The sequence below is a fragment of the Roseomonas alba genome (assembly GCF_019430885.1).
Classification (GTDB): domain Bacteria; phylum Pseudomonadota; class Alphaproteobacteria; order Acetobacterales; family Acetobacteraceae; genus Neoroseomonas; species Neoroseomonas alba.
Map to the genome: position 1 here is coordinate 18,459 of NZ_JAHYBZ010000020.1, position 10,855 is coordinate 29,313.

Annotated in this window: 16 protein-coding genes; 1 reads left to right on the forward strand and 15 read right to left on the reverse strand. The window is 69.5% G+C overall.

Features of this window, described 5'->3' with window-relative positions; translation table 11 throughout:
- Window positions 1–220 precede the first annotated feature (220 nt).
- The 12 genes from KPL78_RS30970 to KPL78_RS29690 all read right to left on the reverse strand — a co-directional run bounded on the left by KPL78_RS30970 (window position 221) and on the right by KPL78_RS29690 (window position 8,560).
- Entirely contained in the window at window positions 221–730 is a 510-nt protein-coding gene (locus KPL78_RS30970; protein WP_219766907.1) for a phage virion morphogenesis protein, read from the reverse strand.
- Between the two features lie 119 nt (window positions 731–849).
- Window positions 850–2,166 (reverse strand): phage minor head protein, encoded by a 1,317-nt coding sequence (locus tag KPL78_RS30975; RefSeq protein ID WP_219766908.1) that lies wholly within the window; start codon window positions 2,164–2,166, stop codon window positions 850–852.
- A complete protein-coding gene (locus KPL78_RS29645) occupies window positions 2,159–3,805 on the reverse strand; it encodes a DUF935 domain-containing protein (protein ID WP_219766909.1) in 1,647 nt (548 codons plus the stop codon). The genes KPL78_RS30975 and KPL78_RS29645 overlap by 8 nt, the downstream gene beginning before the upstream one ends.
- Before the next feature lie 10 nt (window positions 3,806–3,815).
- Window positions 3,816–5,426: a hypothetical protein gene (locus tag KPL78_RS29650; protein ID WP_219766910.1), complete on the reverse strand. Its 1,611-nt coding sequence runs from the start codon at window positions 5,424–5,426 to the stop codon at window positions 3,816–3,818.
- Window positions 5,423–6,025 carry a phage protein Gp27 family protein gene (locus tag KPL78_RS29655; protein ID WP_219766911.1) on the reverse strand — a complete coding sequence of 201 codons (603 nt, stop codon included), beginning with the start codon at window positions 6,023–6,025 and terminating at the stop codon, window positions 5,423–5,425. The genes KPL78_RS29650 and KPL78_RS29655 overlap by 4 nt, the downstream gene beginning before the upstream one ends.
- A gap of 7 nt (window positions 6,026–6,032) precedes the next feature.
- Window positions 6,033–6,329, reverse strand: a complete 297-nt coding sequence (locus KPL78_RS29660; protein ID WP_219766912.1) for a VpaChn25_0724 family phage protein — start codon at window positions 6,327–6,329, stop codon at window positions 6,033–6,035.
- Complete coding sequence (locus KPL78_RS29665) at window positions 6,329–6,667, reverse strand: DUF2730 family protein (protein WP_219766913.1); 339 nt, start codon at window positions 6,665–6,667, stop codon at window positions 6,329–6,331. The genes KPL78_RS29660 and KPL78_RS29665 overlap by 1 nt, the downstream gene beginning before the upstream one ends.
- Window positions 6,664–6,804, reverse strand: a complete 141-nt coding sequence (locus KPL78_RS29670) for a hypothetical protein (protein WP_219766914.1) — start codon at window positions 6,802–6,804, stop codon at window positions 6,664–6,666. The genes KPL78_RS29665 and KPL78_RS29670 overlap by 4 nt, the downstream gene beginning before the upstream one ends.
- A gap of 96 nt (window positions 6,805–6,900) precedes the next feature.
- Complete coding sequence (locus tag KPL78_RS29675; RefSeq protein ID WP_219766915.1) at window positions 6,901–7,350, reverse strand: hypothetical protein; 450 nt, start codon at window positions 7,348–7,350, stop codon at window positions 6,901–6,903.
- On the reverse strand, window positions 7,347–7,595 hold the full coding sequence (locus tag KPL78_RS29680; protein WP_219766916.1) for a hypothetical protein: 249 nt from the start codon (window positions 7,593–7,595) through the stop codon (window positions 7,347–7,349). The genes KPL78_RS29675 and KPL78_RS29680 overlap by 4 nt, the downstream gene beginning before the upstream one ends.
- On the reverse strand, window positions 7,595–8,146 hold the full coding sequence (locus KPL78_RS29685; protein ID WP_219766917.1) for a glycoside hydrolase family 108 protein: 552 nt from the start codon (window positions 8,144–8,146) through the stop codon (window positions 7,595–7,597). Before KPL78_RS29685 ends, KPL78_RS29680 begins: the two co-directional genes overlap by 1 nt.
- A 54-nt stretch (window positions 8,147–8,200) precedes the next feature.
- Complete coding sequence (locus tag KPL78_RS29690; protein WP_219766918.1) at window positions 8,201–8,560, reverse strand: hypothetical protein; 360 nt, start codon at window positions 8,558–8,560, stop codon at window positions 8,201–8,203.
- Between the two features lie 95 nt (window positions 8,561–8,655).
- On the opposite strand from KPL78_RS29690, the gene KPL78_RS29695 reads away from it, so the two are divergent.
- Window positions 8,656–9,210, forward strand: coding sequence for a hypothetical protein (locus tag KPL78_RS29695; protein WP_219766919.1), 555 nt, complete (start codon window positions 8,656–8,658; stop codon window positions 9,208–9,210).
- 115 nt (window positions 9,211–9,325) lie between these two features.
- Here the strand turns inward: KPL78_RS29695 and KPL78_RS29700 are convergent, their stop codons facing one another.
- The 3 genes from KPL78_RS29700 to KPL78_RS29710 are packed head-to-tail and all read right to left on the reverse strand — an operon-like array spanning window position 9,326 to window position 10,817.
- Window positions 9,326–9,847, reverse strand: coding sequence for a hypothetical protein (locus KPL78_RS29700; RefSeq protein ID WP_219766920.1), 522 nt, complete (start codon window positions 9,845–9,847; stop codon window positions 9,326–9,328).
- Window positions 9,847–10,284, reverse strand: coding sequence for a phage protein GemA/Gp16 family protein (locus KPL78_RS29705; RefSeq protein ID WP_219766921.1), 438 nt, complete (start codon window positions 10,282–10,284; stop codon window positions 9,847–9,849). Before KPL78_RS29705 ends, KPL78_RS29700 begins: the two co-directional genes overlap by 1 nt.
- Window positions 10,281–10,817 carry a DnaA N-terminal domain-containing protein gene (locus tag KPL78_RS29710; protein WP_219766922.1) on the reverse strand — a complete coding sequence of 179 codons (537 nt, stop codon included), beginning with the start codon at window positions 10,815–10,817 and terminating at the stop codon, window positions 10,281–10,283. The genes KPL78_RS29705 and KPL78_RS29710 overlap by 4 nt, the downstream gene beginning before the upstream one ends.
- Window positions 10,818–10,855: the final 38 nt, after the last annotated feature.

Sequence of the window (10,855 nt, forward strand, 5' to 3'; positions counted from 1 at the left end):
TGGCCTCGCGCCATGACCCGGTGCAGGCCCGCCGCGGCGGGCCAGTGGCCCATCGCGCGACGCTGCAGAGACTGGATGGAGTGGGCGCCGCGCGCAAGCCGCTGGGAAGGGGCTACAGGGCCCTCCGCGCTCCCGCGCCCGATGGCGCGACCAAAGTCTCAGAGCCGGCTCTTAGGGCTCTGATTCACCTCTTAATCGCGTTCTGGACACATGGGGGGGATCACAGGCGGGCGACGCGCCACATCACCTGCTCGACGACGTCCTCCACGGCCTGCGCATCGGCCTCGGAGATCCCGAGGTAGGGACGCGCCGGCACATACACCTCCTCCGCCGCGCCCCAGGGCTCGCCATTGGCCGTGCGGAAGATCAGCAGGGGGCCGTGCACCGGGCGGATCGTCGCGCCGAACTGGTGCACGGCGGAATAGGGAAGCCGGCTGCCGATCGCGAGCGTGTCCGCATCGAACTCGGTGACGATGCTGCCCTCCAGCCGCCCGCTCTCCTTCAGCATGCGGCTGTTGCGCTTCTCGGCGGCATACCATGGCTGCAGCGGCTCCCAGGCATTGCCCTCGGGATCCACCTCCCGCTGCATGCGGTCCCGCGTGCCGCGGATCAGCACCACGCCGATCGGGCGCAGCAGCATGCCGGGCTCGCGGCCGGCACGTTCCAGGGCGGCCAGGGCACGCTGCGCGTCGCGACTGTCGAGGGTGGCGGAGAGGGTGACGCCGTTCACTGGAAACCTGCGGTGGGAATGCCTATAGTCATCGCGTAGGCGAGACCCCGGTGACGCTTCGGGGCTTTCGATCCCGCCCTGGTAGCGGGCACGGAAGAAGGGACCTGGCGCACCCCCGCCTACACTTTCCCGAACAGCAGCGTGTAGGCGCCGGCATCCCTGAGATGCCCGGGCGCCGTCAGCCCTGCACTGATGATCTGGGGTGCCCGGAAGCGCTGGTGCCGCCCCGCTGCATCGGGCATCCGGACGTCGCGATCGATGGCGACGATAACCTTCCCGACGCGGGCATCCGCCGCATTCAGCGGCCGGAACACATAGACCAGATTGCCGTTGTCCCGTTGGCGCAGGACCGCGAGCGGCTGCGCGAGGTGCTGCGGAAGATGGGCGATGTCCTCCGGCGAGAGGCCGAGCTGCTGGGCGGAACCGATGCGCGCGTCCTTGCCGACGATGCGCGACAGCTTGTTGGGCGTGACGACGATGGTGCTGCCTTCGGGCGGCGCCGCATTGGTCGCCGCCCGCCAGCCCTGACGGATCTCGGGCCTGATCTCGCCGACGAGGAATGGTGATGGGGCTCGCTGGCCCTTCGACACGGCCGATGCAGTGCGCAGCCAGGTCGGAAATTCCCCGGCTGGGTCTGGGGCTCGGGCGAGCGGTTGCGCCGCGCCTGGCTCGGGAAAGGCAAGCCGTGGCACGGGTGGTGGCGCCGGCACCGCCTCGGCCCACCGCCGCTGCGCAGTCAGCCGCGGCTGCGGATGCAGCCAGGCCTCCCCTGGATTGTAGTCAAACCCCGGGTCGATCCCGACCGGGACGTGCTCGACCTCGCCCGTGCTGGGGTTGGTCCATGGCCTGGTCACGATCGGCGGGGCGTTGTCCGGGCCGCTGCGGCCCATGCGCTGCAGGTCGCGGCCCGAGACGGGGCGCACGGTGCAGCGGCAGTTCCAGCCGTTCGGGGGGAAGTGCGTCTTCCAGAACGGGTCATCCGCCCGGAGGATCATGCCGTTCCAGGCCAGGTGCTGCTGGCGGGGATGGCGGCTGCCCGAATGGACATACTGCCAGTAGGGGAAGACCGCGAGCGTGTCGGGGTCCGTCAGCCGGGCGTATTCCCCCGCCGACTGCGCCATCGCGATGTTGGTCTCGAAGATGATACGGGCGCGCCAGCCGGGCTCGCCGTTGTGCTCCCAGCCGTGGCGATCGACGATGTTGCGGAAGCTGCGGCGGAAATCGTGCAGGCTGGTCTCGCCGGCGATGCCGCGCGCGACCTCGCGGCGGAAATCGTCGAGCAGGGCATCGGTCGCCGCCCCCGCCACCATGAAACCGTGCGAATGCCCCGCGCGCCACACATCGGTCCAGCGCTGCGTCGGGACATTCGCCTTGCCGGCGAAAAACGCGATGGCCTCGCGGAACGGCAGGCCGACGCCGCCGACGATGTCAGGCACCGGCGGTCTCGTCGGCGACCAGCGCCTGGCCGACCAGGTTGGCGAGTGCCAGGCTGCGACCGATCGCGGTCGCCAGCTCGGCGGGATCGAGGCGGAGCCCGACCAGGCGCTGCGCGAGGTCCGGGAGATCCGTCGCGGTCTCCATCTGCTGCAGCACCTCGGCCGTCAGGCCATGCAGCGCGCCGGCCGCGTCGGCCGACAGGCGATCGACCAGGGCGTCCATGGCATCGTCGGTCAGGCCCTGCGACTGCAACTGCACCAGGCGCTTCATGATCTGGGTCGGACGCGGCAGGTCGGCACCCCCCGGGCCGCCTGCCGCGCCCACGGTGGGCGTTGGCGCCGGCGCGCGCCCACCGATCACGTCTTCGTCCGGTTCCTTGCCCTCCGCCTCTTCCACCGGCTTGAGGCCGAGGCGGTCGCGCATCTCCGATCCCCGGACGCGCAGGCCCAGCGGCCCGAGCTTCTGCACGCCGTCGATCACATCCTTCAGCGGCACTTCATCCGGCCGGCCGATGTGGACCCGGGGATAGGCATCCTGCGGCCCGAAATTGAACGCGATGATCTGCGGGGCGAGCTGACGGTTGACCGTGGTCGAAAGCATGCCGGCGTCGCTGCGCTCGATATCCTCCTGCACCAGGCGGTGCGTCTGGCCGGCGGCGTGGCTGCCCGGATTAGCGTCTGTCGTGGCCGTCTGGCCCAACACGACCTTGCTGATCTGTTCATCCAGGTAGCGGCAGCGCGCCTCGTACAGCTTCGCGCTGTCCGCGGCGTTCTGGACCTGGACGAATTCCACCTCCATGGATTTCGGGACGATGGCGGCCATGTCGCCGGCGACGTTCGCCACGGCCCGCCACAGCACGGCGCGATCCTCCTCCGTGCTCTCCGGCCCATAGCGGCCGAGGCGGATCGGTGCGCCGTAGTTGTGCACGAAGATCGCCCAGTCCTGCATGGTGAAGGACTTGAACATCCACGCCCACACGGCGACGCGGCCGATGCCGCTGCGCAGCAGGTTGCCCGATTTGCTGGGGTGGCGATGCACGACGAATTTGTGCAGGCCAAGCGGCACCAGGTCCGCATTGTCCCGCATCATCACCGTGTCACCGTCGCGCCAGTCGACATCGAAGAAGCGCTGCGGCCGGTAGACCAGGCGCAGCGGCCAGACCTTGCGCGGCTCGGTCAGCCAGGAGATTTCGAGGACCGAGAACCCCTTCGACACGCCGTCGAGCATGTCGACCAGGCTGACCGCGAGCGTGTCCGTATCGAGCCAGCGGCGCAGGAAATCAGCGTGTTCCTTGTGGCGCGCGTCCTCGCTGGCCGCGGTGACGGTGATGGGCAGTTGCGCGACCTGGCGCTTCCGGGTGGAGAGGACCGAGGCGTAATGCAGATCCTTCTCCTCGATCTCCTCGAGGAGTTCCATGAGCTGCTGCGACTGGCCCTGGGCGGATTGAGACAGCAGGGCGCCGAGCGACGCCGGCGTCAGGCCGCGCGTGGGCTGATAGGTTGAGTAGGGACTGCGCGGCGTGCCGACCCGCGGCATGGCCTGGTGCTGGCGCAGCTGCGCGATGCGCGACGGCGGGATGGGGTTGCCCCACTGGTCGATGATCTGGCGTGGGCGCGGCGCCTGGGGGGCGGATGCCATGGGGTGCCTTTCAGAAGCCGCCGCGCAGGTCGCGCGCGAAACTACCGTGGCCGGTGTCGAAGTCGTCGTCGTCGCGCATGAAGCGGTCGCGGGCGCTGCCCGTGGCGGCGGGCAGTGCCGGCCGATAGGCGTATTCCTCGGCTTCCGCCTGGCTCGCATGGTGCGCAAGCAGAGACGCGATCATGCTGTCGCCGTGGCGCTGCTCGCCGTCGCTGCCCTTGACGTGATCGTCGGACACGGTCGGGAAGCCCCGGACGAGCACGGCGAGACGGTGATCTGCGATCACGTCCTCCCCGGCCGGCAGGATCCACGAGCGGTCTTCGAGGGCCGCCCTGTATTCGGGGAAGGCCGCCGCATACCACTGCTGCGTGGCCTTGATGCAGAGCACACGCTCCACGCCGAAGCGCTGCTGCGCGGCCTCCGCATGCGACTGGCCATTGCCGCGCGCATCGAGGGCTGCCCGCTGCATGCGCGGCAACCGATCGAGGATCTCGAACAGGACGTATTGCTGAACGTCGAAGGGGATGCGGCGCATCTCAAGCTGGAAGGCCGTGGCCCAGCGCGTGTGGTCGATCGCCTGCGCGACGTCGATCACCGACAGGTCGCCGTCGCGGGCGAAGTCCTGGCCGAGGGCGGTGCGCCGCTTCGGGTCGAGGCGATCCAGCAGCGGCTCGATGTGTTCCTTGAACCAGGCCTTCGCCTCGGCCAGGCGCTTGTCGTCCAGATACCAGCTCTCCCCCTTCGACCAGCGGATGATGGGGATGCCTTCCTGCTGCGCCTTCTGGACCAGCGCGCGGGGCAGGTAGCTGCCCGAACTCTTGCGCGGGATGGCGCCCAGCTCCTCGTCCCGAGCTTCGGTGCGCGGGCCATAGGAGCGTAGGATCTTGTTGAGCCATTCCTCCTTGCCATCGGCCGTGGGCGTCCACCCGCGCATGAGGCAGACGCGCTCATACAGGCCGTTCTGCACCGCCAGGAAGAAGGGGATGTGGTGGATGGAGTAGTCGTAAAGCCCGGCCCGCGTGTCGTTGATCAGGAGGTTGAACGCGTTGTCCTCGCCATTGTGCGAAGAGATGATGCGGATCCGCCCGCCCCAGATCAGCAGGGCGTTCACCGCGTCGAGCACCAGCCCCACATCCTTGTGGAACGCTGCCTCGTCGATCACGACCACGCCCTGCAGGCCGCGGATGTTGGCGGGCCGCGAGGACAGCGCGACCACCTGGAACCCGCTGGCGAACCGCACGCGATAGGCGGCGATGTGCTTCGTCTGGCCGTCGTCTCGCTGGTCTTCGAAGAGAAATTCCTCGACCTGCGCCAGCTCCTTCGACACCACGCGGGCGAAGTGGCCGACATAGCGGATGAATTCGAGGCCTTTGTCCTTGGTGTCGCCGATGTAATAGACGTTGTCGCCGCCGCCGGAGCGCGACGTCGCAGCGATCAGCGTGTCGTCGAGAGCCTCGGCATAGGTGATGCCGGTGCGGCGACCCTTGGCGGCGATCTTCAGCGGGCTCTGGTCTTCCAGCCAGGCGCGCTGATGCGCCATCAGGATGCCATCGGCCAGCGGATCGTGATCCGCCGGGAGCGCCGGCGGGCCGAGCAGCTCGACGGGGAGCGTCTCGCTCATGCCTTGTCCGGCGCCGCCGGCGGGCGCAGGCCCAACACATCGCGGCGGATCTGCGCGGCGGCCTCCGCCGATAGGCCGGCCTCGCGCGCCTTCGTGGCAGCCTCCGATGCCGCCTGCGTCAGAGCTTCCCGACGCGCCTTGTCCGCTGCACGCTTCTCCACCTGTTCGATGAAGTCGGCGTTGTGCCGGCTCGCCTTGGTCAGCCGCTCCACGGTCTCGGAGAACAGCTTCATGGCCTTCGGATCGCGGAGGATCTCCTTCGCGTCTGTGCCCTGCTCGTCCTCGTCCTCGGCCGAGGAGAGGAAGTCGAAGACGAAGCCGTGCAGCAGCTCGATATTGAGGCTGGTGAGCTTGCTCTCAGACGTGTCGCCCACCTGGCGGGCCAGCGCATCGGCCATGGCCCGCGAGCGCCGCATGCGCTCGCCCACCTTCTCCAGCGACTGAACGTGGCGGCCAAGCGCGCTGCGGCTGACCTCGATCTCCATGGTCCGCAAATGATCGCGGATCTCGTCGATCGTCTTCCCGTGCTGGCGCAGGCGCCCGATGATTTCGCGGATCTCGGGGTCCATGCGATCGATGGTGGAGGGGCGCGTCGCCATGCCGCGCTCAGGGCGCTACGGGATAGGCGACGCCGGGATGCCTTCGGCCGGTGGCGACCTTCACGCCGTCCTCGGTCGCCGTGGCGATCCAGACCTCACCGCCCTCCTCGCGCACCGTGATCAGCAGCTGGGCGCGCAGCCAGGCGAGGTCGGCACGCACCAGCTCGCGGTTCACGTCGTGGCCCATCTGCTCCAGGGCCCGCTTGAGCACGAACTCGTTGACCCGTAGGTCATCATCCTGCTGCAGCGTGCGGAGGATGGTCAGGCGGCGATCCTCGGCCAGCATCTGCGGATAGGGCGGCATCACCCCTCCTTTTCGTTCATGTGATGCTGCACCAGCATCGTCGTCTGATGGCTGACAGCCACCATGATGTCCTTGAGGCCGGACACCTTCTGATCCACGACGGCGACGCCCTTCTCGACATTGCCGACGCGCTCCTGCAATTGGCGGAGATCCTCATGGTTCGGCATCTTGGACAGGCGCTCCTCGATCGCGGTGACGCGGCCGGCGAGCGGCGTGACGTCGCTCGCCTTCGCGAAGAAGCTGCCGAGCTTCCATTGGAGGAACGCGATCAGCGCTCCGGACACCAGTCCGCACACGGCCAGGAGCGCGGCGATGTCTCTCCACTCGTACTGGTTCACGCGTCAGCTTCCTGGACTTTGGACGCCGGCGGGGGTGGCGACGGCGTGGTTGCAGCGATGCGACGGCGGATCTCGGCGATCGCGGCGGCGCGCTCGCGCTCCTCGATCTCCTGCACGCGGTCCATGTAGTCGGTCACGGGCTGGCCTCGGGGCGCAGCACCTCCCGCACGCGATCGAGGCGCTGGCGGCAATCCTCGCCCGCCTCGTCCAGGTCGACGAGAAACAGCATCAGCTCAGCGTCCTGTTCGATCGACGGCACCGCCGGGCGCGGCCGGCAGGTCAGCAGGTCCGGCGCGAGCGCCAGTGCGGGCGGCGGCGGCGCGGGCGGCTCGGGCAGCGCGCATGCTGTCAAGGCCAGCGCGCACAACAGGGCTGGCAACGCATTCCGTGCTGCGAGGCGCGGCATAGATCACCCTCCGGGTCGGTTCGATCTCGTCCTGCAGGGCGCGGACGGCCTGCGCCTGGCGGTCCATCGCCGCCATGACCGCGTCGCGGTCGGCGATCGCCGCCTGAGCTGTGGCGAGATGCTCCTGCACGGCGGTGAGGCGCAGCTCGGCCGCGTCGCGCTGCCCGGCCTCGATCCGCCAGAGGGCGGTGAGGCCAGCGATGATCAGCACGGCAGCACCGATGCCCCAAGGCAAGACGTTCACGCCCGAGAACCAGGCGAGGGCCGCCTTGATCATGGTGTCGGTCCTTCCGGGGGTTTCGGCTGCGCGGCCTGCGCGGCCGTGCGGAAGTCGACGGCGCCGACGCCCATGTAGCCGCCGACGAGCCAGGCGATCAGCGTCATCGCGGCCGGGACGACGATGCCGGCGACGCCCTCACCGCGCAGCATGGCGACAACCATGACCAGCCACGCCGCGGCGCAGTTCGCGACGACGATGCCGCGGCTGAAGCGGCGGGTCGACTTGGGCAGAACGCCGGTCATCAGGCACCCGCCATGGCGAGCGCGATGGCACGCACCGTGTCCACGCGGTTGGTCCAGCCTCGACCGAAGTCGCGCCAGGTGCGGAGTTCGCGGAGGAACGCTATGCGCAGATTGCAGATGCGGTTGATCACGGTCGCCCGGTCGTTGGCCTCACGCACGGCCGCCAGCGTGATGGGGCCGATGGCGCCGTCAGCCTCGACGCGCAGGGCGGCCTGGAGCCATTTCGCGCTCTGCGCCGGCCCGCTGTTGACCGCGCCGTCGAACACCATCAGGTCGATGCCGGCCGGCAGGCTGTCCCCCTGCACGCTGTTCCAGTATCGCGCGCGATAGATCTGCCGCGCCTCCAATTCCGTCAGGGCGCGGACATCGGCGCAGGTGACAGGCCGGCCGCGCCAGTCCGCCAGCGTGGCGATTGTGATGCCCATGTTGGTGCACCGACCCGGGTCGCGCGGATGGTCCACATAGCCGGCCTCGCGCTCGAGGACTTCCTCCACGCAGATGCGGAAGCGCCGGGCGGGATCATCGTCGACAGGGGTGACGGGGCTGGGCATGGCCGCGAGCATCGCTTGCGCACGGCCACGGGTGATGGCCCGCCGTGGCGGGCCTCAGTCGAACAGGGTCAGTTGCGTGGGCCTGGGTTGCTCGCCGCGCTGGTGCAGCGTGTCGCGGCTATGGCGCCGCCCGTGCAGCAGGTCCGGCACCGAAGTCTCTGTCACCCGGAGCGCGAGCGCAATCTCCCGCGTCGTCTTGCCATCGGCATGCAGGCACCGTGCCTGCCACCACCGCACGAGCGGGATCCGCAGCCGGTCACCACCCCAGGCGGCCGAGGCGGCGCGTGCGGCGTCCAGACCGATCGAGATCGCAAGCTCGCTGGACTGGTTCACCTCCTGCGGGATGCGCAGGCGGGTGCCGCCGAATTCGCGCACGAGGCACAGCGTGGCATCCGCACCGATCACGTCGCTCATCCAGGCGATCTCGGAGGGCGGCGGCGGGAGCGGCTTCATTGCCAGCCTGATCCTCGATCGGCGATGCTGCCGGACACCACAGCCGGGATCCCGACATGCGCCCACTCACTGCCGCCCTGATCGCACTGACGATCGCGTCGCCCGCCGTTGCGCAGCCACGCTCCACGGCCTCGCAGGGGCGGCTGGCAGCCGGCCTCGGCATCCCGATGACAGCGTTCCCGGAGCGCTTCAACGGCGCCGCCGTGGCGCTGAAGCTGGACGTGCGCGCGGCAACCCGTGAGTGCGATCCCCCGCCGACGCGGCCTGGCAGTTTCCGCACCTGCATGTTCACCATCGGTCACGGTCTGGTCGCCGTGGCAAGCGCGACGGGGGATCACGAGACGCTGCGCAGCGTCGAGATCTTTCAGGAGGTCGCGCGCACCGACCCAGCCGCCGGCACGGCGGATCTTCTGGCGAGCACCGCCGTGCTGTATCGGCTGTTCGAACCCGGCGCCACGCCGGCTCAGACCCGGGCGGCAAGCGCAGCCTTGTTCGGCAGCAGTAGCCCAGGATTCCATGAGACGCAGCTTCGCGAGACGGCCTTCACGCGCGTGGTGATGCCGGGCGTCAGGATCACCGTCAGCGCCAGGGTTGCCGGCGACAACGATTGAGGCGACGAGGTGGATCATCACCGCCCCAGCGCCATCAGCACGATGACCAGCATGCACGCCGCGAGCCGCCGCTGACGGCGCTGGAGGCGGCGACGGCGGCAGCGGCGGCTGGACATCAAAGCCCCCCGCCGCTGACGTCGACCGGATGGCCGGGCGCCCAGGCGATCAGCACCCGCGGCAGCCATTGGGTCTCGCCCTCGTCCTCCGGCACCTCGAAGAAGCGGGCCATGTCCGCGCGATCGGCGAACCCGTCCGTGCGGGCGAATTCGTCCATGTCGTCGCCGACGAAGTGCTTTCCGGCGGGCTCATCGAGGAGCCGCCGGACGATCGGCGCCAGCTGCGCGACGTAGCTGCGAGGGGCTGCGGCGCCAGGCGCGCGACGGATCGAGAGCTCGCCGCAATCCCACAGCAATTGGACATGGAAGGCGGCACGGCAGACCGGACGCCCCAGCAGGCGGCAATACTTGGTCCGCTGGGCGGTGTAGAGCTGCAGCATCTGCTCGGGGCGCGCATGGCGGCTCCGCCCATCGCGTGGCGTGCGGAGCGTGTGCCGCTTCATGCCGGGCAACCAGGGGCCGGGTTCCAGGCCCGCGAGGATGTGCGGGACGAAGCGCTTCTGGAAGCTGTAGGCGACCATCAGGAGGCCGCCTTCCGGCGCAGGCCCGCGCGCCAGCCTTTGAGGCCCTCCAGCACGCGAGTGGTCATGTCGCCACGCAGGAATTCCGCGCTGCTGATGCCGTCCGGATGGGCGTCGGTGCGTGTCTGGCGCTGCACGAAGGCGCGCAGCTCGGCGGCGGTGCCGCCGCCCTTCAGCTTCTTGATGTCCGTCCAGACCGCATAGATCATCGCCACCTGCGGGTCGGCGGCGCGCTTCATCGCCGGCTTCGGCTTCCAGCCCAGCCGCGCAAATTCGCGCAGCACCGCGTCGAGCTGGTCCGCGCGCATCGTCTTGGTGCTCTCCAGCCCCGTGATCCGACGCAGGAGGTCCCGATAGCTGTCATCGGTCAGCGCGAGCTGCTTCTTCGCAACGTGGATCTTCGCGATCACGGCTCCGCTGGAGGGGATGGAGTTCACGGCCGGATGTCCTCCGCGATCTCGATGTCCAGGATCCGCACGCCAAGGCATGCCTTCAGCGCCAAGTCGAAGTGCTGGCGCACCCAATCGCGATGGAACCGAGACGGCGCGGCGAGCACCGCATGGTCGCCGAGATGAGCCACGCGCCGCAGCGGCTGGATCCACCGCCGAAAGTCAGCGTCGCTGATCGCCCCGCGCATGCAGGGCCACAGCGGATGGTCGATCTCGACGGGAGCCGCGGGTGCCGCCGGCGCGGCCCCGCGCAGGTAGTCCTCATATCGCCGCTGCACGAGGAAGGTGCGGGCGTGGACGATGAATGTCGGCGCGACGCCGTCCCTGCGGCATTCGGTCGCATAAGCGTCGGCGGCGCGCACCAGGTCCTCCGGCTTCGCGCCGCCGGCGACGGCGCGGGCGAATGCAGCCTCCGCCGGCGCGCGGGGGTTCGGGCTGCGGCGTGGGTAGGCGTTCCAGAACGCCTCGAAGTCGGCTCGCAGCGGCTTCGGAAGCATGTCTTTGGGGAACAGCGACTTCATGCGGCGGCCTCATGGATCTGTCGGCGGCAATCGGGGCA